18 protein-coding genes are annotated in these 23,364 nt (G+C 68.1%); 9 read left to right on the top strand and 9 right to left on the bottom strand.

Features of this window, described 5'->3' with window-relative positions:
- Positions 1-74: 74 nt before the first annotated feature.
- The 3 genes from NUW50_RS07675 to deoC form a co-directional block, all read right to left on the bottom strand.
- Complete coding sequence (locus tag NUW50_RS07675) at positions 75-791, bottom strand: L,D-transpeptidase (protein ID WP_258288517.1); 717 nt, start codon at positions 789-791, stop codon at positions 75-77.
- A gap of 183 nt (positions 792-974) precedes the next feature.
- A complete protein-coding gene (locus NUW50_RS07680; RefSeq protein WP_258288518.1) occupies positions 975-3,323 on the bottom strand; it encodes an aldehyde dehydrogenase family protein in 2,349 nt (782 codons plus the stop codon).
- Positions 3,324-3,471: 148 nt separating this feature from the next.
- Positions 3,472-4,425: a deoxyribose-phosphate aldolase gene (deoC, locus tag NUW50_RS07685; RefSeq protein WP_258289304.1), complete on the bottom strand. Its 954-nt coding sequence runs from the start codon at positions 4,423-4,425 to the stop codon at positions 3,472-3,474.
- Positions 4,426-4,764: 339 nt separating this feature from the next.
- Between deoC and NUW50_RS07690 the strand changes: the two genes are divergently transcribed.
- The 4 genes from NUW50_RS07690 to NUW50_RS07705 all read left to right on the top strand — a co-directional run bounded on the left by NUW50_RS07690 (position 4,765) and on the right by NUW50_RS07705 (position 10,477).
- Positions 4,765-5,394, top strand: coding sequence for a sugar transferase (locus NUW50_RS07690; RefSeq protein WP_258288519.1), 630 nt, complete (start codon positions 4,765-4,767; stop codon positions 5,392-5,394).
- A 249-nt stretch (positions 5,395-5,643) separates the two neighbouring features.
- Positions 5,644-7,584: a polysaccharide biosynthesis protein gene (locus NUW50_RS07695; RefSeq protein ID WP_258288520.1), complete on the top strand. Its 1,941-nt coding sequence runs from the start codon at positions 5,644-5,646 to the stop codon at positions 7,582-7,584.
- A gap of 92 nt (positions 7,585-7,676) precedes the next feature.
- A complete protein-coding gene (locus NUW50_RS07700; RefSeq protein ID WP_258288521.1) occupies positions 7,677-9,812 on the top strand; it encodes a YjbH domain-containing protein in 2,136 nt (711 codons plus the stop codon).
- Positions 9,791-10,477 carry a YjbF family lipoprotein gene (locus NUW50_RS07705; RefSeq protein ID WP_258288522.1) on the top strand — a complete coding sequence of 229 codons (687 nt, stop codon included), beginning with the start codon at positions 9,791-9,793 and terminating at the stop codon, positions 10,475-10,477. Before NUW50_RS07700 ends, NUW50_RS07705 begins: the two co-directional genes overlap by 22 nt.
- An 18-nt stretch (positions 10,478-10,495) precedes the next feature.
- On the opposite strand, the gene NUW50_RS07710 is transcribed toward NUW50_RS07705, so the two are convergent.
- Both NUW50_RS07710 and NUW50_RS07715 read right to left on the bottom strand, forming a co-directional pair.
- Positions 10,496-11,464, bottom strand: a complete 969-nt coding sequence (locus tag NUW50_RS07710) for a LysR family transcriptional regulator (protein WP_258288523.1) — start codon at positions 11,462-11,464, stop codon at positions 10,496-10,498.
- Between the two features lie 163 nt (positions 11,465-11,627).
- A complete protein-coding gene (locus NUW50_RS07715; protein WP_258288524.1) occupies positions 11,628-11,843 on the bottom strand; it encodes a hypothetical protein in 216 nt (71 codons plus the stop codon).
- A 332-nt stretch (positions 11,844-12,175) separates the two neighbouring features.
- Between NUW50_RS07715 and NUW50_RS07720 the strand changes: the two genes are divergently transcribed.
- Positions 12,176-13,702 (top strand): aldehyde dehydrogenase (NADP(+)), encoded by a 1,527-nt coding sequence (locus tag NUW50_RS07720; RefSeq protein WP_258288525.1) that lies wholly within the window; start codon positions 12,176-12,178, stop codon positions 13,700-13,702.
- A gap of 107 nt (positions 13,703-13,809) precedes the next feature.
- Positions 13,810-14,340 carry a GNAT family N-acetyltransferase gene (locus NUW50_RS07725; protein WP_258288526.1) on the top strand — a complete coding sequence of 177 codons (531 nt, stop codon included), beginning with the start codon at positions 13,810-13,812 and terminating at the stop codon, positions 14,338-14,340.
- Between the two features lie 92 nt (positions 14,341-14,432).
- Here NUW50_RS07725 and NUW50_RS07730 read toward each other — a convergent pair whose 3' ends face one another.
- Positions 14,433-15,281: a fumarylacetoacetate hydrolase family protein gene (locus NUW50_RS07730; protein ID WP_258288527.1), complete on the bottom strand. Its 849-nt coding sequence runs from the start codon at positions 15,279-15,281 to the stop codon at positions 14,433-14,435.
- 117 nt (positions 15,282-15,398) lie between these two features.
- Positions 15,399-17,186, bottom strand: a complete 1,788-nt coding sequence (locus NUW50_RS07735) for an IlvD/Edd family dehydratase (protein WP_258288528.1) — start codon at positions 17,184-17,186, stop codon at positions 15,399-15,401.
- A gap of 150 nt (positions 17,187-17,336) precedes the next feature.
- On the opposite strand from NUW50_RS07735, the gene NUW50_RS07740 reads away from it, so the two are divergent.
- Both NUW50_RS07740 and denD read left to right on the top strand, forming a co-directional pair.
- Positions 17,337-18,056 (top strand): SDR family oxidoreductase, encoded by a 720-nt coding sequence (locus tag NUW50_RS07740; RefSeq protein WP_258288529.1) that lies wholly within the window; start codon positions 17,337-17,339, stop codon positions 18,054-18,056.
- The gene (gene denD, locus NUW50_RS07745) at positions 18,053-19,015 is read left to right on the top strand and encodes a D-erythronate dehydrogenase (protein WP_258288530.1); all 963 of its coding nucleotides are present in this window, start codon (positions 18,053-18,055) and stop codon (positions 19,013-19,015) included. The genes NUW50_RS07740 and denD overlap by 4 nt, the downstream gene beginning before the upstream one ends.
- Positions 19,016-19,060: 45 nt before the next feature.
- Here denD and NUW50_RS07750 read toward each other — a convergent pair whose 3' ends face one another.
- Both NUW50_RS07750 and NUW50_RS07755 read right to left on the bottom strand, forming a co-directional pair.
- A complete protein-coding gene (locus tag NUW50_RS07750) occupies positions 19,061-21,187 on the bottom strand; it encodes a caspase family protein (RefSeq protein ID WP_258288531.1) in 2,127 nt (708 codons plus the stop codon).
- 10 nt (positions 21,188-21,197) lie between these two features.
- Entirely contained in the window at positions 21,198-21,839 is a 642-nt protein-coding gene (locus NUW50_RS07755) for a hypothetical protein (protein ID WP_258288532.1), read from the bottom strand.
- 155 nt (positions 21,840-21,994) lie between these two features.
- Between NUW50_RS07755 and NUW50_RS07760 the strand changes: the two genes are divergently transcribed.
- The gene (locus NUW50_RS07760; RefSeq protein WP_258288533.1) at positions 21,995-23,353 is read left to right on the top strand and encodes a trypsin-like peptidase domain-containing protein; all 1,359 of its coding nucleotides are present in this window, start codon (positions 21,995-21,997) and stop codon (positions 23,351-23,353) included.
- Positions 23,354-23,364 lie beyond the last annotated feature (11 nt).

The raw sequence follows: 23,364 nt of genomic DNA on the forward strand, positions 1-23,364 counted from the left end.
CAAGGCGCTTCGGGGGCGGGCTCTGCCGCCCCGGGGGCATGGGACTCGCGTTTGCTTAAGCGAGAGGCGCCCGATCAGAGGTTCTCGATCTCGATGGCGCCGGTGTCGATATCGGTCACGGTCGGGGCCATGTCGTCGCCCCGATGGGCCATTTCCAGACCTTCCTTCTCGACCGACTCGTCCAGCGTGCGGACCCGCACGTGCGACGGAATCTCGACCCGGTCGTAGAGATCGATGATGTCGTGGTTGAACAGCCGGATGCAGCCCGCCGAGGAGTTGTGCCCGATCGACGGCAGGTCGTTGGTGCCGTGGATCCGGTAATAGGTGTCGCGGTTGCCGCGATAGAGATAGAGCGCCCGCGCACCCAGCGGAGAGCGCAGCCCGCCCGGCACGCCGGCGGCATATTTGGCATAGACCTCGGGTTCGGTGCGGATCATGTTCTGGGTCGGCATCCAGCCCGGCCACTTTTTCTTCAGCTTGACGGTGGCGGTGCCGCGGAAGCCGCGCCCTTCCCGCCCGACCGCGATCGGATAGCGCATCGCGGTGCCGTCGCCGAGCGTGTAGAACAGGAACTTGGCGAACGGATCGACGATGATGCTGCCGGCAGCCTCGTCGCCCGTGTAGGTGACCAGGGCACGCTTGTTGACCCCGGCGGTATAGGCCGGATCGACATGCGGCAGGACGTATTCGCCGTCTTCGAGCGGACCGTAGCCTTCGTCATATGCCTGGGTCGTCGGCGGGGCCGTGTCGTCGGGCCTCGCGGCACAGGCAGAAACGAAGCCGCCCATCATCAACAATGCCGTGCGGCGCGAAAAACGTGAAGCAGATGTTGTCATCGACCTGTTACTATTCCGAATCCTGCAAAGCCTTGGCTTAACACGGAATCCGGGCGGGGCAAGTATTACCGGCCTCACGGGTCCGTCACGATCGCTCCAGAATTCCGGCGGTTTCGCGGCCGGAAAGGCGCGCGGACGCTATTCTCCGTAGGGCACCCAGATCGTCTTGACCTCGGTCGATGCGGCCAGGAAGGCGCCGGCATCGGGCTGCATCCAGTCCCGCGCCCGGCCGTTGTTGACCCATGTCCGCTTGAGGTTTCCGGCGCTCTCGCGCTCGATCACCCCGGATAGGTCGGTGGAGGAAAAGCTCCAGACCGCGTCCACGTCCATATGGCCCGCAAGATGCGGCGCCAGTTCGGTGGCGGAGCCGGTGAGGATGTTGACCACCCCGCCGGGCAGGTCCGAGGTTTCCAGCACCTGATAGAAGTCGGTCGCGGCCAGCGGCCAGGCGCCCGAGGCCACGGCCACCACCCGGTTGCCCATCGCCACCGCCGGCGCGATCACCGAGACCAGGCCCAGCAAGGGCGCCTCGTCGGGGCAGAAGGCGCCGATGACACCGACCGGCTCGTGCATGGCCAGCGCGATGCCGCGCAACGGCACGCCCTTTGCGGCGCCGTCGTATTTGTCGGCCCAGGCGGCATAGGTGAAGAGACGCGAGACCGACGCGGCCACCTCGGCCTCGGCCGTCTTGCCGCCCTGCCCGGTCATCGCAGCGATCCGCCCGGCAAATTCCCCGGCCCGGGCCGAGAGGTTCTCGGCGATGTAATAGAGGATCTGCGCCCGCAGATGGCCGGTGGTTCGGGCCCAGCCCTTGGCCGCCTGCGCCGCTTCGACCGCGTTGCGGATGTCCTTGCGGTTGGCCAGCCCGACATGGCCCAGCAGCTTGCCCCTGGGCGACCAGACGGCGCGCGAGTAGCCGCCATCGGGGCGGGCCTGCTTGCCGCCGATATAGAGTTTCGCGGTGCGGTCCATCCCTTCGACCTGGGGCTTGTCCGGCGCCGCCGCGGGCAGCACGGGTTTCAGGGCCTTCGCCTTGCCCCTGGCGCGGGTATAGGCCCGCAGCCCTTCCCAGCCGCCTTCGCGGCCAAAGCCGCTTTCGCGGACCCCGCCAAAACCCGCCGCCGCGTCGAAGAGGTTGGTCGCGTTGACCCAGACCACCCCGGCGGCCAGTTTCGGCGCCACGTCCAGCGCCAGATTGACATTCTCGGTCCAGAGCGTCGCCGCCAGCCCGTAGCGGGTGTTGTTGGCCAGCGCGACGGCCTCGGCCGGGGTGCGGAAGGTGGTGGCCACCAGCACCGGGCCGAAGATTTCCTCCTGCATCAGCCGTGCCGCCGGGTGCAGGCCGGTGATCAGCGTCGGCGGGTAGTAGCAGCCTTCGGGCAGCGGGGCGGCGGAGCGGTGGACCTCACCCTCGGCGCCGCCTTCCTCCACCATCCGGGTGATCGTTTCCAGCTGCACCGGATCGACCACCGCGCCGATGTCGATGCATTTGTCCAGCGGATCGCCGATCCTGAGACCGTCCATCCGGCGTTTCAGCTTCCCGTAGAAGCGTTCGGCGACGCCTTCCTGCACCAGCAGCCGCGACCCGGCGCAGCAGACCTGGCCCTGATTGAACCAGATCGCATCGACCAGCCCTTCGACGGCGCTGTCGAGATCGGCATCGTCGAAGACGATATAGGGCGACTTGCCGCCCAGTTCGAGCGTCAGCGCCTTGCCCGACCCCGCCGTGGCCTCGCGGATTTTGCGGCCGACCGAGGTCGAGCCGGTGAAGGCGATCTTGTCGATATCGGGATGCCCGACGATCATCTCGCCCACCGCGCCGTCACCGGTGACGATGTTGACCACGCCGGCGGGCAGCCCGGCCTCCTGGCAGATCTGGCCGAACAGCAGCGCCGTCAGCGAGGTGTATTCGGCCGGCTTCAGCACCACCGTGTTGCCCATCGCGATGGCGGGGGCGACCTTCCAGGCCAGCATCAGCAGCGGGAAGTTCCAGGGGATGATCTGGCCGCAGACGCCGAGGGGCTCGCGGTCGGGCAGTTCCTCTTCCATCAGCTGCGCCATGCCGGCGTGGTAGTAGAAGTGCCGCGCCACCAAGGGCACGTCGATGTCGCGGCTCTCGCGGATCGGCTTGCCGTTGTCGAGCGTCTCCAGCACCGCGAACAGCCGCGCGTGTTTCTGCACCAGCCGCGCCAGGGCATAGAGTTTCTGCGCCCGCTGATGGCCCGGCAGCCCGGCCCATTTCGGCTGCGCCGCACGGGCCGCCTTGACCGCCGCATCCACATCGGCCTGCGTGGCCTGGGTGACCCTGGCCAGCACCGCGCCGGTCGCCGGGTTGCGGGTCTCGAACCCCTTGCCGGGCCTGGTGAAGCTGCCGTCGATGAAATGGCCGAAGGCACTGCCGCCATCGACCAGCCAGGCCAGCGCCTCGGCGGCGCTTTCCGGGGCCGGGCCGTAGTCCATCGAGTCGAAGATTTGGGATACGGTCATACTGTGCCCTCCGGAGTGGTGGCGTGCTGCGGTCTTGGTGGCCAGGGCATCGCCCGGTCGGCAGACCGGGCAGCGCCTGCCTGCCCCCCGGCAGGCGCTTCGCGCCCGCCCAGGCAGGCGCCGCCCTTCGGATATTCCGGGCGGCGGGTCATGACATCGGATGCCGGCTGGCCGAGGAATAGCGCCCGGTGACAAAATGCTCCAGCTGCCGCTCGATATCGCCCAGCAGGGACGAGGCGCCGAAGCGGAACAGGTCGGGCTGCAGCCAGCGGTCGCCCAGTTCGTCCTTCATCATCGCCAGATAGGTCAGCACGTCCTTGGCCTTGGAAATCCCGCCCGCGGGCTTGTAGCCGACCTTGATCCCGGTCCGGGCCTGATAGTCGCGGATCGCCCGGATCATCACCAGAGAGACCGGCAGCGTGGCATTCACCGGCTCTTTCCCGGTCGAGGTCTTGATGAAATCCGCCCCCGCCATCATGCAGACCAGCGAGGCGCGGGCGACATTGCGGAGGGTCTGCAACTCTCCGGTCGCCAGGATCGTCTTCATATGCGCCTCGCCGCAGGCCTCGCGCATCGCGCGGGTCTCGTCATAGAGCGCCTGCCAGTTGCCGGTCAGCACATGGCGGCGGGAAATCACGATGTCGATCTCGGAGGCCCCGGCCTTCACGCTTTCGCCGATCTCGGCGATCCGCAACGGCAGCGGCGACAGCCCGGCCGGAAAGCCGGTGCTGACAGCGGCGACGGGAACCCCGGTTCCCTCCAGCGCCGCCACGGCCGTCGGCACCATCTCGTGATAGACGCAGACCGCCGCGGTGGTGATCGGGCGCATCCCGAGCGCGTCGAGAATGTCCTGCCGCACCGGATGCACCGCCTTGGCGCAGAGCCGCCGGACCCGGCCCGGCGTGTCGTCGCCCGAAAGCGTCGTCAGGTCGATCAGCGTCACCGCCTTCAGCAGCCAGGCCGCCTGATACTCTTTCTTGACCGAGCGCCGCCCCGGCAGGCTGGCCGCCCGCCGCTCGATCGCCGAGGTATTGGCCTGGACCGAGGCGACCCAGTCGAGGTCCAGCGGCATCCCCGGATTGCGGGTCAGGCCCTCGGGCACACCCTGGACAAGCGGAAGGTGGGACCGGTTGGCGGCAGGCGCATCGCTGGGCAATTCGAAGTCCTCATGCAGTCGGGCAAGCGTCGGGACGGTCGCACGCGGGGCCGATTCCCGCAAGCATGACCGAATGGTCAAAATTCTATGCCGGGCGTCGGCGCGGCGAAAGCCCCGAACGCGCCCGCCGCCCCCTGCCGGGACCGGCCCGGCATCCAGCCTTGCATCTTTCGGCGCTTCGGCAAGAATTGCGCTTCCCGACCGCAAGGACAGATCCCTGATGCCGAACCCGGCCCGGCCCATCCCAGCCCCAACCGGCGCGGCGGTTCCCGCGGAGCCGGTCCGGTGACTGCGCAGCGGATCTTCGACCTGGCACTGGCGCTGGTCCTTGCGGTGGTGACCTTGCCGCTGCTGGCCGCGATCGCGGTTCTGATCCTTCTGCGGGACGGGCGCCCGGTGCTCTACGGCGCCGAAAGGATGCGCAGCCCGACCCGGGGCTTCACCCTGTGGAAGTTCCGCACCATGCGGGGCGTCGCGCAGGACCGGGGAGTCTCGGGCGGCGACAAGCGGGACCGGATCACCCGCAGCGGGCGCTGGCTGCGCACCACCCGGCTGGACGAGTTGCCGCAGCTGTGGAACATCCTGCGCGGCGACATGGGGTTCGTCGGCCCGCGTCCGCCGCTCCGGCAATATGTCGAGAGGTTCCCGGCGCTCTATGCCCGGGTGCTGCAGAGCCGTCCGGGCGTCACCGGGCTGGCCTCGCTGGTGTTTCACCGGCACGAGGCCCGGCTGCTGGCCCAGGCCACCGACGCCGAGGAAACCGACCGCATCTATGCCCGCCGCTGCGTGCCCCGCAAGGCCAGGCTGGACCTGATCTATCAGCGCCACCGGACGCTTTGCACGGACATGCGGATGATCCTGGCCACCGGCGCCGTGCTGCTTGGCCGGCGGGGCCGATGGGCGCGCCGCAGGTAGACCGGGCGGACCCTGCCGATCCTTGCCGCGCCGGAGCCCGCCATCTAGCGGAAACACGCGCAATCTGCTAGCACATCCGGGTTGCCGGTTGCCGTGGATGGCGCCCCCTGCCAAGTGAATGACGCGCGAAAGAAACAAGACCCTGACAATGGTTTTTCCTGATTTCACGGGACGTGGATCGAATATGGCAGCGACGTGCAGCAACGCGGGTTCGGGAGATCGGATGTGAAAGCCCTCCGCCGACTGCGCATGAGCTATCACCGCGGCGGCGTCTCGTTGCGGCATCTGGCCGAGAACATGAGCCGCCGCCGAAAGCGCATGTTGCTGCTGCTGGCGGATCTGCTGGTCATCAACCTGTCGCTGTTCAAGGCGCTGTCGCTGTCGCTGAACCGGCTCCCCGGGTCTGCCGATCTTGCCAACGCCTGGCTGCTGTTCCCGGCCCTGACGCTGATCGGCGGCAGCCTGGCCTGGGGGCTCGGCCTGCCGAAGATCAAGCTGAACGCCTATGACTGGAGCGCGATCCTGCGCACCGCGGTCTTTGCATCGCTGATGGCCGTCGCCGGCCTGGCGGTGGACCGCGTCTGGCCCTCGTCGGTTCCGGCCTCGCTGTTCTACACCTACGGGCTGATCCTGTTCACCATCTCGGTGCTGGGCCGGATCGGGATGCTGCACGCCCTGCTCTGGGTCTACCGGCGCAAGGTGGAACAGCGGCGGGTGCTGATCTATGGCGCCGGATCGACGGGGATACAGCTTGCCGCCGCGCTGTCGACGCATGACTCGATCGACCCGCTGGCCTTCGTCGACGACAACCCCGCCCTGCGCGGGCTGACGATTTCGGGCGTGCCGGTCTATGGGCCCGGCGATCTGCGCCAGCTGATCCGGAACCGGCGGATCGACCGGGTGCTGCTGGCGATGCCGCAGCTGTCGCGCAGCGAACTGTCGCTGAAGCTGGCGCGGCTGCAGAGCTTCGATGTGGATGTTCACGCGGTGCCCTCCTTTGCGCAGCTGGCCGGCGAGAAGGAGCTGCTGCGCCGGATCGAGCCGGTCTCTCTCGAAGGGCTTCTGGGACGCGCCCAGATCCAGGACGAACTGCCGGGCGCAAGGGATACCTTCGCCGGGCGGTCGGTCATGGTGACCGGCGCCGGCGGCTCGATCGGTTCGGAACTCTGTCGCCAGCTTGCCGACTGCAACCCGGCGCGGATCGTGCTGTTCGACAACTCGGAACCCGCGCTCTACCAGATCGACCGGGAGCTGCGCGGGATCGACATGCTGCGCGGGATCGACGACCGGACCCCGCCCGAGATCGTGGCGCAGCTCGGCTCTGTCACCGACGCCGGGACCGTGCGCCGGGTGATCGCCGAATACGGCGTGCAGACGGTGCTGCACACCGCCGCCTACAAGCATGTTCCGCTGGTCGAGGAGAACCCTCTGGCGGGCCTGCAGAACAACGTCATCGGCACCCGCGTCGTCGCCGAGGCCGCGCGCGACATGGGGCTGGAGAACTTCCTGCTGGTCTCGACCGACAAGGCGGTGCGGCCGAAGAACATGATGGGCGCCTCGAAACGGATGGCCGAACTGATCGTGCAGGACCTGGCCACCCGCGCGACGGAAACCCGGTTCTCCATGGTGCGTTTCGGCAATGTCCTGGGCTCTTCCGGCTCGGTCATTCCGCTGTTCCACGACCAGATTGCGCGCGGCGGGCCGGTCACCGTCACGCATGACGACGTGACCCGCTATTTCATGACGATCCCCGAGGCCGCGCGGCTGGTGCTGACCGCCATCAGCTTCGCCCGCGGCGGCGATCTCTTCGTGCTCGACATGGGAGAGCCGGTGCCGATCCGGCGCCTGGCCGAACAGATGATCGAGGGCGCCGGGCTGACGGTGCAGAGCGACGACAACCCGAACGGCGACATCCGGATCGTCATCACCGGCCTGCGCCGCGGCGAGAAGCTGCACGAGGAACTGCTGAGCGGACCCGACAGGGTGACGACACCGCATCCGAAAATCCTGCGGGCCCAGGAGGAGTCCCTGTCCGAGATCGAGGTCGCAACGATGCTGCGGGATCTGCAACTGGCGCTGGACGCGTCGGATGCCGAAGCCGCGCGCAAGGTGGTGCTGCGCTGGATCCGGGACAATGCCTTCGACGAGGCCCCCGGCACAGTTGTGTTTTCGACGCAGCCCGGCCAATAGCCAGCCGCCACCAACCCGGGAAAGTTTACTTTCCGCAGCATCAGGCTAATCTGGCGGGAAATAGAATTGCGACCGGAAAAGGGGCAGTGCCGGTGAGCAAACGTTATCGATCACGGCAGCGGGCCATTGTCCGCAAGGGTCGCGTTGCGGCGCTGACCTGCTGTGCCGTCGCGGCAAGCACCGGGTCAGTGCTGCCCGAACCTGCCGGGTCATTGAACCTCTATGGTGTGCCGGGCACCATCGACATGCCCTCAGGCGAAAGCGCGCCCGACGCTCAATTGTCGATGACGCTTTCCAGTTTCGCCGGCATTCAGCGCACCAACCTGTCGTTTCAGTTGACCGACCGGATTTCGGCCAGCTTCCGCTATTCCAAGTTCAAGGACCTGAATCTTGGCGGTTATGTCGATTACTACGACCGCAGCTTCGACATCCGTTTCCGGCTGCTGGACGAAGGCAAGTATATGCCCGCCGTCACCGTCGGATTGCAGGACTTTCTGGGCACCGGCTACTCTTCGGCGGAATATGTCGTTGCGACCAAGAACCTTGGCGACAAGGTCAAGGTCAGCGCCGGTCTGGGCTGGGGCCGGTTCGGCAGCCATGGCAGCATCGGCAGCATCGGCACCCGCCCCGACAGAAGCGCCGGCGACCTCGGCGGCACGCTGAACACGGCACAATGGTTCCGCGGCCCGGTCGCCCCCTTTGCCGGGCTGCAATTCGCGCCGACGGACAAGCTGACCCTGAAGTTCGAGTATTCCTCGGACGCCTATACGCTGGAGTCCGACAGCCGCGACCTGTTCGAAAGGGCCAGCCCGTTCAACATCGGCGCCGAATACAAGCTCTCCGACTCCTTCCATGTCGGGGCCTATTACATGTATGGCTCGACGCTGGGCTTTTCGGCCAGCCTCATCCTGAATCCCAAGAAGCCCGCCCTGCCCGGCTCCAACGCCAAGGCGCCGCTGCCGGTCAAGCCGCGCGACCGAAGTGCCCTGGACAGCTGGGGCACCGAATGGACCGCCGATCCGGCCAATACCGACACCATCCGCCGGGTCTCGGCCGAGGCGGTGGCGAACGAGGGCATGCTGCTGGAGCACATGCAGGTCACCGGCAACACCGCGACCCTGCGGATCCGCAACACCCGATACGATGCCGAGCCGATGGCGATCGGCCGGGTGATGCGGGCGATGAGCTATATCCTGCCGCCCTCGGTCGAGGTGATCTCGGTCGTGCCGGTGGTCAACGGCATCCCGGCCTCGGCGGTGACGATCCGGCGCAGCGATCTCGAACGGTTCGAGAACCTGCCCGACGGCACCGAACAAATCCTGGCCGCCGCAGAGATCACCGATGCCGCCGACCAGCCGCGCGGCATCGAAGCCGAGGGCGCCTATCCGCGCCTGAGCTGGGCCATCGAGCCCTATGCCACGATCGGCGTGTTCGACCCGCGGAATCCGGTGCTGGGCGACGTCGGCCTGCGCGCCAGGGGCAGCTTCGAGGTCGCCCCGGGCTTCGTCCTCTCGGGGTCGGTCACGCAGCGCGTCTATGGCAACTACGACGAAAGCGACCGGGTTTCGGATTCGGTCCTGCCGCATGTCCGCTCGGATGCGTTGCGCTATGCCCAGGAAGGCAGCACGGTTCTGGAACACCTGACCGCCTCCTATTACTTCCGGCCCGGCAAGGACCTCTACGGCCGCGTCTCCGCCGGTTATCTGGAGCGGATGTTCGGCGGCGTATCGGCAGAGGTGCTGTGGAAGCCGGTGGACAGCCGCCTGGCCCTGGGCGCCGAGGCGAACTGGGTCAAGCAACGCGATTTCGACGGCGGCTTCGGGTTTCAGGACTATTCGGTCGTGACCGGCCATGTCTCGGCCTATTACGCCCTGGGCAACGGCTACCTGACCTCGATCCAGGCCGGGCGCTATCTGGCCGGCGACTGGGGCGCGACCGTGGCGCTGGACCGCGAATTCGCCAACGGCTGGAAGGTCGGCGCCTTCGCCACCCTGACCGATGTCTCCCACGAGGATTTCGGCGAAGGCTCGTTCGACAAGGGTATCCGGGTGGAAGTCCCGCTGAGCTGGCTGCTGGGCAAGCCGACGACCAGCACCACCGGGATGGTGCTGCGGCCGCTGGTGCGTGACGGCGGCCAGATGCTGGAGATGGAAGGCCGGCTCTACGACAGCGTGCGCGACTATCACTCGCTGGAGCTGTCGCGGGAATGGGGGATGTTCTGGCGATGATCCGCGGGATGGTTCTGGCGCTGGCCCTTGGCCTGGCCGCCTGCTCATCCGGCGGCGAAGGCACCACATCGCCCCTGACCGAAGCGACCCGCCTGATCACCCAGAAGATCAAGGGCCGGAACAAGGCCCCGCCCCCGCCCGCCGCCCAGCTGACCCGGGCGGCGCTGGAAGACGCCAAGGGGCCGTTGATCCTGGCCTCGATCGAACGCAGCAAGGCCGCCGCGACGCTGCGCCTGGCCCGGCAGAACGGCGGTTACGGCACCTGGGTCTCTCTGGACAAGCTGTCGGTGACGCTGAAACAGGGCGTGCTCTCGGCCAGCCGCGGATTGCCCGGCGACCTTCTGGCGGGAGAGACCGATGCCACTCTCGCGGCGCTTCGGACCGACGAGAGCAGCAGCTACGGCAAGGTGATGCGCTACATCGGCGGCGACCGGCAGATCCTGAAATCGCGGTTGAGCTGCCGGATGGACCCGGTCGGCGCCGAGACCATCGAAATCCTCGAACGCAGCCATGCGACACGGCACATGGCCGAGGTCTGCTCTGACAGCTATGGCGGCACGATCCGCAACGACTACTGGATCGGCGATGACGGCACCCTCTGGCAGTCGCGGCAGTACCTGCACCCGGTGATGGGTTACATCACCTTTCAGCAATTGCTGAAGTGACCCGGGCCGCGGCGGCGGCTATTCGGGATGCAGCACCCGCATCTGCGGCGCCGCCCAGGGCAGGTGCTCGTGCATTGCCGGCATCACTTCCGACATCAGCAGGCGACGCAGGGTGCCGGCCAGCTCGCTGGCGGCGCCGGTGATCCAGTCGAAGGCCGCGAACAGCGAGATCGTCCGCGAGAAGGGTTCGAAGGGCAGCGGCAGCGCCTCGACCCGGTCGTGGAACTGGCCCGAGCGCAGATAGCTGAGCGCGGTGGTCACCGCCCAGCCGCTGCCATGCGCGACCAGCGCGGTGATCGCCGGGTTCGACCCCAGCTCGAACCGGTTCGGCAGGTTCAGGTTCAGGCGGCGCAGCTGCGCCTCGATCTGCTGGCCGATCATCTGGTTGCGGTCGTAGCGCAGAAACGGCAGTGCCGAGAGCGACTGCATCGGCTCGGCCCGGTCCAGCGCAAAGCCGCGCGGCACGATCAGCATGAAAGGGTCGGCGAGAAGCGGGTATTCCTCAAGCCCCTCGATGCCGCCGACCTGCGCCGCGGCCACCACCACGTCCAGCATGCGGGCGCGGGCCAGTTCGCACAGCTCGTGGCTGGGACGGATATGCAGGCGGAACTCGCAATCGGCCAGGGTGCCCGCCAGGGCGGCGGCCAGTTCGGGCGTGACATGGTTGTCGAAATCGTCGATCACCCCCAGCCGCAGCTGCGGGACATGCGAGAGATCCAGCACCGAGGCCTCGGTCAAGGCCCGGCGCAGGCTGCGCAGGATGTCCTCGGTCCGTTTCAGGAATGCCGTGCCCGCCGGGGTCAGCAGCATCGGCCTGCGGCCGTGGTCGAGCAGCGAGCGGCCGACCGAGTCTTCCAGGTTCCTGAGCTGCTGCGATACCGCGGGCAGCGACATGCCCAGTTCCTGCGCGGTCTTGGCGACCGAGCCGGTCCGGGCGACGACCTCGAAGATTTGCAGGCCCCGCAGGGTGATATCTTTGGAAATCAAGAATTTACCCGCCCAATCCGGATATTGGATTTGCGTCAGGTAAAACTATTCCGCGATTTCCGTCAAGCCGCGGACCGGAGCCACGCCGAGACAGAGCCTCGCGCACAAGAAAGGCGGTCCGATGACCGAACCGCCTTGCCTAATTCCAGATCCGTGTCGGAGATCAGTCCGAGCTCGACGCGATCGCGGCGACCACACCCAGCAGGAGCAGCGCACCGATGACGCCACCTGCGCCCAGCGAACCGGCCGAGGAGGACGAGCCGGCGTCTTCGATGATGACCGGAGCGTCTTCGATAATGACAGGGCCCGGGCCACCAGCCATGGCGGAGGAAGCGGTGAAGCTGGCGACCAGCGCGGCGGTTGCAGCGAATTTCTTCATGTAAGTCTCTCCAATCCTAAAGCGAAGGAGATGGCGCAATTCGGCACCCCTCATGCTTTCTGTTGCCATAAAAGCGGCTTCAATGGAAGAGATTCACCCGTCCGGCACCCGAATCGGCACGAGTCCGGCCGAGTCCGGCCGAAACTGTTGCGGCGCTGCACTGCCGGCCCCGAATCCGGCCCGAAACCCCGGCGCGACACCAAGGCCGGCCGATTCGGACCCGGGGCGGCCGACTCGGCCTGCGCGATGTCGATCTATGCCCTTGCCCCCCGCGCCGCGTGGACTATTGTCCGCCTCAATTGTTGGACCTGAAACCTGGAACGGAGCCCGCCATGCAGGACGCACTGAAATTTACCCCTCACGGCAAACATCTGATCGCCGGGGAATGGGTCGACGGCGAAGCGAAGTTCCAGTCGAGCCCGGCGCAGGGCCCGGCCCACAGCTTCTCGGTCGGCACCGTGGCCAATGTCGATGCCGCCTGCGAAGCCGCCGAGGCGGCCTTCTGGAGCTATGGCTACAGCAGCCGCGCCGACCGGGCGGCCTTCCTGAACGCCATCGCCGACGAGATCGAGGCCCGGGGCGAGGCGATCACCGAGATCGGCTGTTCCGAGACCGGCCTGCCCGCTGCCCGGCTTGAAGGCGAACGTGGCCGGACCACCGGCCAGCTGCGGCTCTTCGCCGAGCATATCCTGAAGGGCGACTATCTCGACCGTCGCCACGATGCGGCGCTGCCGGATCGCAAGCCGCTGCCGCGCCCGGACATCCGGCTGATCGAGCAGCCGATCGGCCCGGTGGCCGTGTTCGGCGCCTCGAACTTCCCGCTGGCCTTCTCGACCGCCGGGGGCGACACCGCCGCCGCGCTGGCCGCCGGCTGCCCGGTGGTGGTCAAGGGCCACTCGGCCCATCCCGGCACCGGCGAGATCGTCGCCGAGGCGATCCTGGCGGCGCAGAAGAGCTGCGGCGTGCATCCGGGCACCTTCTCGCTGATCCAGGGCGGGCGCCGCGATGTCGGCACCGGGCTGGTGCAGCATCCGCTGATCAAGGCGGTGGGCTTCACCGGCTCGCTGGCCGGGGGCCGGGCGCTGTTCGACCTCTGCGCCCAACGTCCCGAGCCGATCCCGTTCTTCGGCGAGCTGGGAAGCGTCAACCCGATGTTCCTGCTCCCCGCCGCCGTCGCGGCCCGCGGCGCCGCGATCGGCGAGGGCTGGGCCGGATCGCTGACCATGGGCGCCGGCCAGTTCTGCACAAATCCCGGCATCGCCGTGGTGATCGAGGGTCCCGAGGCCGACGCTTTCGTCGCCGCCGCCCAGGCGGCGCTGGAGAAGGTCGGGCCGCAGACCATGCTGACCGACGGCATCGCCCAGGCCTATCGCCAGGGCCGTGACAGGGTGGCCGGAACCAGCGGTGTTCAGGAGGTGCTGACCTCGATGTGCGACCTGCGCTCGGCGACGCCCTATCTGTTTGCCACCACCGGCGACGACTGGCTGGCCAACCAAGCCCTGGGCGAAGAGGTCTTCGGACCGCTGGGCCTGGTGGTGCGGGTCAAGGATCTCGAGCAGATGCGCGCGGTGGCGAAGTCGGTGCAGGGGCAGCTGACCTGCACCCTGCACATGGACGATGCCGATACCGAGGCGGCACAATCGCTGATGCCGATCCTCCAGCGCAAGGCCGGCCGGATCCTGGCCAACGGCTACCCGACCGGGGTCGAGGTCTGCGACGCGATGGTGCATGGCGGGCCCTACCCGGCCTCGACCAATTTCGGCGCCACCTCGGTCGGCACCCTGTCGATCCGCCGCTTCCTGCGCCCGGTGAGCTATCAGAACATTCCGGAGGCGATCCTGCCGGAAGACTTGCGCTGAACTGACCTACGCGCCCCGAACCCTTCGGGGCGCGTGCCCTCCCCCCCGGCGCCGGCCCGACGACCCTTGGCGCCACGGCGGGGCCGTCAAGCCGCCGGACCCGCGCCATGAGCCGTCTACCGCCAAGGATCACCCTCCGCGCCGCGACCGATGCCGACGGGCCGGCGCTGATCGCCGCACACCGGGCCAGCACCGGCCTGCACGCGCCCTGGGTGGCGCCCTTCACCGACATGGCGGGATTTCGGAACTGGCGGGCCGGCCATGCCGCGGGCATTGCGGCCGGGTTCCTGGCCGAGGACGGCGACAGCGGGGCGCTGGTCGGGGTCACGAACCTCAGCCAGATCGTGATGAAGGCCTTCTGCAGCGCCTACATGTCCTATTGGGGGATCGCCGGAGTCACCGGCGGCGGCCGGATGACCGAGGCGGTGCGGCTGACCCTGTGGCGCGGCTTCCGGGTGATCGGGCTGCACCGGATCGAGGCCAATATCCAGCCCGGCAACGCGCCGTCGCTGGCACTGGTGCGGCGGCTGGGGTTCCGGCACGAGGGCTTTTCACCGCGCTATCTGAAGATCGACGGCGACTGGCGCGACCACGAGCGCTTCGCGATCCTGGCCGAGGAATTCGAGACCGGGAAATAGGCTTCGCCCCGGGCTGCGCCCGGGCCGACCCGCCGGGAGGGGCGCTGCCCCTCCCGGACCCTCCCCGGAGTATTTGAGACCCGAAGACGGGATCAGCCGGGGTAGGCGACCACTTTCTGGTGCTGGCGGCCGAGGCCCTGGACCTCGAGCTCGATCTCGTCCCCGGGGCGCAGGAAGCGCTGCGGTTTCATCCCCATGCCGACGCCCTGCGGGGTGCCGGTGGCGATCACGTCGCCCGGCAGCAGAGTCAGGAAACGGCTGACATAGCTGACGATCTCGGCAACGCCGAAAATCATGTCGGACGTATCGCTGTCCTGCACCTTCTCGCCGTTCAGCGACAGCCAGAGGCCCAGCTTCTGCGGGTCCGGGACTTCGTCGGCCGTGACCAGCCAGGGGCCGCAGGGGCCGAAACCGGGCGCCGACTTGCCCTTGGTCCAGGTGCCGCCGCGTTCGGTCTGCCATTCCCGCTCGGAAAGGTCGTTGATCGTGCAGTAGCCGGCCACCACCGAGAGCGCGTCGGCCTCGGACACGTGATCGACCCGGGCGCCGATCACCACGCCCAGTTCCACCTCCCAGTCGGACTTGACCGAGCCCTTCGGGATCACCACCGGATCGTCCGGCCCGGCCAGCGCGCTGGTGGCCTTGGAGAACAGGATCGGTTCCTTCGGCGGGGTGGCGCCGGTTTCGGCGGCGTGCTGGGCATAGTTCAGCCCGATGCACCAGAAATTCGGCACCGAGGCGAGGCAGGCGCCGATCCGGGTGTCGCCGGGGACCTCGGGCAGGCTGGTCGGGTCGAGACCGCGCAGCTTGTCCAGCGCCGCCAGCGAGACCGAGTCACCGGCGAAGTCATGAGCGACGGCGGAGAGGTCGCGGATCCGCCCCCCGGCATCCAGCATTCCCGGTTTTTCCTGGCCCTTCGGCCCGTGGCGCAGCAGTTTCATCTGGAGTCCTTTCATGGTGATGCCTGCCCCGGGCAGGCCGGGGGCGGCGCCGGCCGGCGCCGCCGGGTGGTTTTCGCGGCATCGGCGCCGCGCTGCAATCCCTCCGGCGCGGCGGAGTCAGTGGTTGTCGCGCGGCAGGTTGCGATAGACCTTCTGATAGCTCGTCGCCAGTTCGAGACAGCCGCCATCGCCGAGCTGGCCGACATTCTCGCGGTAGATCTGCTGCCAGGGGGTCTGATGCTCGATCTTCGGCGGCACCCAGGCGGCCTTGCGGGCGGCCCATTCCGCGTCCGACACCAGGGCGTTCATCCGCCCGGTGTTCAGGTCCATTTCGACCATGTCGCCGGTCTGCAGATAGGCCAGGCCGCCGCCCACGACGGCTTCCGGGCTGGCATTGAGCACCGAGGGGCTTTCGCTGGTCCCCGACTGGCGGCCGTCGCCGACCGTGGGCAGGTGGTTGATGCCTTCCCGGATCAGCCGGTCCGGCGGCTGCATGTTCACCACCTCGGCGCTGCCGGGATAGCCGACGCAGCCGACGCCGCGGATGAAGAGGATGCAGTTGGCGTCGATCTGAAGCTCGGGCGAATTGATCGCGCTGTGATAATGCTCGGGGCCCTCGAAGACCACGGCGCGGGCAGTGTGGATGCCCTCCTTGCCCGGCTCGGACAGGAAGCGCTTGCGGAAGTCTTCCGAGATCACGCTGGTCTTCATGATCGCGGAGTCGAAGAGATTGCCCTTCATCACCACGAAGCCCGCGTTTTCGCGCATCGGCTCGGCCACGGTCTTGATCACCGCGTGGTCGGCGCTTTCGCAGCCCTCCAGATTCTCGCCCATGGTCTTGCCATTGACGGTCATGCAGTCTTCGCGGATCAGCCCGGCCTTCTTCAGCTCTCCCATCACCGCCGGGATGCCGCCGGCGCGGTGGAAGCTCTCGCCGAGATATTCGCCGGCCGGCTGCATGTTCACCAGCAGCGGCTTGTCATAGCCGTAGTCCTGCCAGTCCTGCACGCTCAGCTCGACCCCCATGTGGCGGGCGACGGCCTGCAGATGCGGCGGCGCGTTGGTCGAGCCGCCGATGGCGGTATTGGTGACGATGGCATTGATGAAGGCGTCGCGGGTCATGATCGCCGAGGGCCGCAGCTCCTGCTTGACCATCTCGACGATCCGCTTGCCGGTCTCGTAGGCCATGACCATGCGCTCGCGGAACGGCGCCGGGATCGCGGCGCAGCCCGGCAGGCTCATCCCCAGGGCCTCGGCCAGGGCGTTCATCGTCGAGGCGGTTCCCATGGTGTTGCAATGGCCCAGCGAGGGCGCCGAGGCGCAGACCCGGTTCATGAACTCGTCATAGTCGATGCTGCCCTCGGCCAGCAGGCGGCGGCTTTCCCAGACCACGGTGCCCGATCCGGCCAGCTTGCCGCGCCAATGCCCGTCCAGCATCGGCCCGCCGGACAGGACGATGGCCGGAAGATCCACCGTCGCGGCGCCCATCAGCATCGCCGGGGTGGTCTTGTCGCAGCCGGTGGTCAGCACGACGCCGTCGATCGGGTAGCCGTGCAGAACCTCGACGAGACTGAGATAGGCCAGGTTGCGGTCCAGCGCGGCGGTCGGACGCTTGCCGGTTTCCTGGATCGGGTGCACCGGGAACTCGATCGGCACGCCGCCGGCATCTCGAATCCCCGCCTTGACCCGATCCGCAAGGAAGACATGAATCTTGTTGCAGGGCGCCAGATCGCTGCCGGTCTGGGCGATCCCGATCATCGGGCGACCGGATTGCAGCTCTTCCCGGCTGAAACTGTGGTTCTGGTAGCGCTCGAGATAGAGCGCCGTCATGCCCGGGTTGTTCGGATTGTCGAACCACTCCTGGCTGCGGTAGGTCTTGTTGGCACGGGTATCGTGGTCAGCCATCTTCAATCTCCCTCGGATCGGTCCAACCTATTCCGTCCGACAGCGGCGCGGTCAAGGGGGTTGGCGGGTATTTGTCAGACCAAGATGGCTTCTCTTGCCTTCCCCGACGTCTCGGGCGAGACCTTGGCGAAACCGGAAGGAGACCACGCAATGAAACTATCGGGCAAGCGCGCCTTCATCACGGCAGCGGGCCAGGGGATCGGTCGTGCCTCGGCCGAAGCCTTCCTGCGCGAGGGCGCGAGTCTGGTCGCGACCGACCGGGACGCGACGCTGCTGGAGGGCCTGGACTGCGAGGTTCTGGGGCTGGACGTCACCGACGATGCGGCGCTGCGCGAAGCGGTGGTCGCGGCGGCGCCGGACGTGCTGTTCAACTGCGCCGGCTATGTCCATTCCGGCACCATCCTTGAGGCCACCGATGCCGACTGGGATTTCGCCTTCTCGCTGAACGCGCGGGCCCAGTTCGTTGCGATGCAGGCGGCCCTGCCGGGCATGGTCGAGCGCGGCGGCGGCTCGATCATCAACATGGCCTCGGTCGCCTCGTCCGTCACCTCGGCGCCGGGACGGTTCATCTATGGGGCCTCGAAGGCGGCGGTCGTCGGGATGACCAAATCGGTGGCCAAGGATTTCGTGACCCAGGGCGTGCGCTGCAACTGCATCTGCCCCGGCACCGTAGACAGCCCCTCGCTGCACGCCCGGCTGCGGGCCACCGGGGATTACGAGGCCGCGCTGGCGCAGTTCATCGCCCGGCAGCCGATGGGCCGGATCGGCACGCCCGAGGAGATTGCCGCGCTGGCGGTCTATCTGGCCTCGGACGAGAGCGGCTATACCACCGGCCAGGCGCATGTGATCGACGGCGGATGGACCATATGAGGGTCCTCGTCACCGGTGGCGGCGGGTTCCTGGGCCAGAAGCTGGCCCGGGCGCTGGCGGCGCGCGGCAAGCTGCGCGGGCAGGACATCAGCGCCATGGAACTGGTCGATCTGGCCGCGCCGGCGGCGATCGAAGCGCCCTTCCCCGTGACCGGGACCGCGGCCGATATCTCGGACCCGGCGCAGGTCGGGGCGCTGTTCGCGTCGAAACCGGATGTGGTCTATCACCTGGCCGCCGTGGTCTCGGGCGCGGCCGAGGCTGATCTCGACCTCGGGCTGCGGGTCAACCTTACCGGCACGCTGAACCTGTTGCAGGCGGCGCGGGCGGCGGGCAACGAGCCGGTCGTGGTCTATGCCTCGTCCTGGGCGGTGCATGGTGGCGACGAGCCGGACCCGATCCATGACGGGCTGGAGCTGAATCCGCAGACCTCCTATGGCGCCCAGAAAGCGATTGGCGAGCTGCTGCTGAACGATTTCTCGCGGCGCGGACTGATCGACGGGCGCGGGCTGCGGCTGCCGACCGTCTCGATCCGTCCCGGCAAGGCCAATGCGGCGGCCTCGTCCTTCATGTCCTCGATCTTCCGCGACCCGATGGAAGGGCGCCCGGCAAACTGCCCGGTGCCGCGCGACTTTCCGGTCTGGCACACTGCGCCGCGCACCGTGATCGGCAACCTGATCTATGCCGCCGAGCTGGAGGGCGCCGCCTTCGGCACCAATCGCTGCCTCAACCTGCCGGGCCGGACCGACACGATCGGAGAGATGATCGCCGCGATGACCGAGGTCTTCGGCCCCGAGGCCGAGGCCCGCATCACCTGGGAAACCGACCCGGTGATCGAGACCATCGTCAAGGGCTGGCGCACCGCGCTGGTGCCCGGCAAGGGCGCCGCCCTGGGTTTCGCCGCCGATGCGTCCTTTGCCGATTCGGTGCGCTGGTTCCTGGAAGACGACATCCGCCGCTGACCGCCGGATGCCGGCCGTCCCGCGCCACCGTCAGGGCGCCGGGGCTCAGCCCTCCGTCCCCGGCACCGTGTCGATCTCGAATTGCAGGATCATCGGCTCCTTCCCTGGTCCGGCATCCTTCCGCTTCTTCTTCAGGCTGACCGCGCCGCGCGTGGTCTCGCCGAAGCCGGCGTCGCGCATCGCCGCCTCGACATCGGTCATGCTGCCCCGGGACAGTTCGACCTCGCGCTGTTCGAGAAACGAGAGATCCTCGACCGCCGACTGTTCCGCCGCCGGGGTCAGCACCACGACCATCCGGTCGCGGCCGAAGGCACTGTCCGAAACCAGCACATAGTCGTCGTCCAGCACGTCGCCGGGTTGCAGCCGGCCGTTGCCCATCCAGGTGATCGAGTAATCCGCGCCGACATAGAGGATGTTGAAATCCACCGGCCCGTCGGTCGTGTTCTCCAGCCGCGCGCCGATCACGTCGTCTGGGATCAGCCGCGGCACGTTGGCGGTGTCGAGCACGTCGCGCGTCGAGGCATCGACATCCTCGGCCACCGGGTCCCAGCGGGCGCGGCGCAGTTCGGCCTTCACCGCCAGGCCCGAGCCTCCGGTGGCGGCGCCGATCTTCATCAGGTTGATCGCCCGCGCCATCCACATGAAATCCTCGCCCAGCACGGCGGACAGTTCGTCCACCGTCTTGTCGCCGGTCGAGACCGAGGGCACCGAAGCCTCGGCCGTGTCGATCATGCCCGAGGAGGGCAGGATCCAGATCGCATCCGGCCGGTCGCTGTCGGGCAGCACCGCCAGGCGCAGGTCGGCTTCGGCCCCCGGTTCGACGAAGCGTAGGCGCTGGCCGGTCTCGGGGTCTGCCGCCAGCCGGGCCGCCGCCTCGCGGGTCGCGACCGCGACCGGGTCGTCGCCCTCGGGCAGCGCCACGGTCAGGGTGAAGTCGATCTGCTCGGAAACCTTGCGCAGCACCGCGCCCTTGGGAATGTCGGCCAGCTTCAGCCCGCCCTCGGCCACCGCCCGGGTGGTGAAGGTATCGACCTGCGAGACCACGACCCAGCCCAGTGCCTGATCCTCGGTATCGGCGGGCGAGGTCAGCACCGCCAGCCGCTCGCCCTCGCCGATGCCATGCAGCCTTCCGGCGTCGATCGTCGCCACCTCGCCCTTGACCGCCACCGGCCATTGCTGGACCCGGCCCGAGCCGGCACCGCCGAACACCACCCCGTCCAGGTCGCCCTCGAACATCGGCGTGGTGCGGGTCAGGTTCTTGACCGCGTATTTGCGCAGGACCTCCTGGGCCAGCTGGCGATAGGTGATGCCGGGCCGCTCGGCCAGGGTCTCGAAGATCGTGTAGGTGAAGACCCCCTGCGGGCGCCGGTCGGGGGCGCCCTTGGGCATCCGCTTCTCCGGCGTTGTCTCGTTTGTCTGGGCCGCGAAGAAGGCGATGAAGCTGCCCATGCCTTCGGGTTCCGCCACATCCACCGGCGGCTCCGGCCGGGCCCGCGGGTCGGGCAGGCCGCGGCTCTGCCCGGCGGCTTCGGCCTCGGCCGCGTCCATCCGCTCCAGCGGAATGCCCAGGGCCTCGGGCGGCAGCTTGCGCAGCTGCACCTCCTCGTCGCCATCCGGGGCACCGCGGGTGACGGTGCCGGAATGGCAGCTGTCGAACACCGCCCAGACATCGGCGCCCTTGGCCCGGATCGCGTCGATCATCGCGCCGATCTCGTCATCGACCAGGGCATTGTCGACATGGCCGATCGCGTCCTCCCAGGGGCCGATATCGACCGGCAGGAACAGCTCGTCCAGACCGTCGAGCTCGCCCGAGCCTTCCGGCGCCGGGGCCTGGGAGCCGTGGCCGGAGAAATGCAGATAGACAAAATCGCCGGGCTGCGCCTTTTCGGCGATCTCGGCGAAGGCGGCACGGATCGCCGCCAGCGTCGGCCGCGGCGCGCCCTCGATCCCGTCCGCCAGCACCAGCACATGGTCCGGCGCAAAGCGCATCGTGTCGTTGGTCTCCAGATAGGTCGCGACCAGTTCGATGTCGTTGGCCGGACCCCTCAGCCAGTAGCGCTCGTCCAGGTTGTCGTATTGCGCGGCGCCGACCAGGATCGCCCAGCTCTCGCGGGCCAGCCCGGGGGTGGCCATCAGCATCGACAGGGCAGTTGCTGCAAGCAGGCGTTTCATAACGGTTTCCTCAATTCGTCATCAACGAATAGCCAGCATCACCCTGGCCACGGTTCTCGACCCGAATGGTAAAGGCCCCACCTTCGGACGGGCGCCAGCCGCAATAGGAGATCGCCGAAATATCGGTATCCGAACAGACCAGCCGCCCCGCCGCGTCATAGACATAGAGGTTCAGATCGCTGCCGTCTGCGCTTTCGACATAGACCTCGGCATATTCCCCTGCCGCGAAGGGCAGGTTGTCATAGACATCCTCGCCGCCATCGTCGATCCGCGAGATCGAGTAGACCTGGCCGGTGGTCACGCCCTTCGCGCTCTCCGCCGCCACGTCCTCGATCAGCCCCAGCAGCGCCGGGTCGCCGGCGGCCAGTTCGCGGGCGCTGTCCAGCATCTCGTCCCAGGTGATCGGCGCCGGGGCGGCGGCATCGGCGGCGGGCGTCTTGGTATCGCGCGGCGCCGGGGTAAAGGACAGGCCCTTGCGCAGTTTCGCCGCCGCCAGAACCAGCAGCGGATCGCCGTCGGCGATGCCGCGGGCATAGAGCTGGGCCGAGAGGTCGAGCTGCCGGAGGCTGCCATCCCCGGCCGCCGCAGGAAGCGCCAGGGCCAGGCTCAGCACCAGCGCCGTCGCGCTGCGGGAAAGAGGATCAAGAAACATGTCGGTCGTCTCCAATGCAAATCTGCCGTCACTATGCTTGGCCGGATCATCCGCATTCAAACGAAAAAGCCGATGCCGCCCCTTTGTGACGGGACTTGTCATGTGCCTCGTGGAAACCCCTGCGTTACCAAGGGTTCAACCAGAGATTGGAGATCATGACCGTGACCTATCAGGCAACCCCATCCCGCGCAGCCCAGCCCCGCCGCTGGCGCCCCACCAGCCCGACACGGCTGATTCCCATGATCGCGCTGGTGCTTGCCGCGCTGATGCATTTCGCCGGTCCGGCCCGCGCAACGGCGCTGGACAAGGCGATGGACGCGGTGCTGGTCGTCTATTCGGATGACCTCGACGAAGCCTTCCTGGGGTCGGCCTTCCTCTGGGGCGACGGACAGCTGGCGGTCACCAACCAGCATGTGGTCGGCGATGCCACCACGGTCGAGCTGCGGACCCGCGACGGGCAGCGGCTGTCGGCCCGTGTGGTGGCCCGCGACAAGGGCCGCGACATCGCGCTGATCGCGGTGCCCGACGCGGTGCTGGGCAAGGGCCTGCTGCCGGCCGACTACCTTCCCGATGTGGGAGAGCCGGTCTTTGCCCTGGGCGCCCCGCTGGGCGCCGAATTCACCGCGACGCAGGGCATGATCTCGGCCACCGGGCGGCAGATCGAAGAGGCGATGCCGATCCGCTATGTGCAGCATGACGCGGCGGTGAACCCGGGCTCCTCCGGCGGCCCGCTGGTCGATGCCGAGGGCCGGCTGGTCGGGATGAACAGCCAGATCGCCGACGGCTCGCGGCTGTTCGCCGGGATCGCCTATGCGATGTCCTCGGTCGATATCGAGCGGCTGGTGCCGGTACTGGCCGACGGCTCGCTGAAGCCGGTGCCGGACCTCGGGCTGCGGCTGCGGCCGGTGTCGCGCAAGATCGCGGCGGCCCTGGGGATCGAGGCCGAGCGCGGATTGCTCATCGACGCCGTGAAACCGGGCAGCATCGCGGATCGCGGCGGGCTGGAACCGGGCGACGTGATCCTGGCCTTCGGCGCCGGGGTGCTGCATGCGCCCGGCGACCTGGCATTCCGGATCGAGGCGCGGATCGGCGATTTCCCCGAGCTGACGGTGCTGCGGCAGGGCTTCCGGGTGCGGGTGGTGCTGGACCTGAAACCGACGGGGTCCATCCTGGCCAAGATGTCGGCCGGCGCCGCGCCCGGCAAGGTCGCCAGCTACAGTTTCGCCGGTCTCGGCATCGCCTGCGGCAGCGACGGCCGGGTCACCGGGCTGAACCCGGCCAGCCCGGCGGGCTTTGCCGGCCTGGTCGAGGGCGACATCATCCTGACGATCAACGGCAAGCCGGTGGCCGAGGTCGATCTGGCGACGCTGGAGGTCACCGGGCCGCTGGTGCTGCTGATCGAGCGCCGCGAAGGCGAGACCCTGCATGTCATCGTCGATCCCTGGGGCAAGGGGCGCGGCGCGCGGCCGGTCGGCGGGGCGAATGTTCTTGACCCGGCGGTGGTTCTTTTCTGAAGTTGTGACGC

The sequence above is a fragment of the Frigidibacter sp. ROC022 genome, assembly GCF_024723735.1.
Taxonomy (GTDB): Bacteria; Pseudomonadota; Alphaproteobacteria; order Rhodobacterales; family Rhodobacteraceae; genus SLM-1.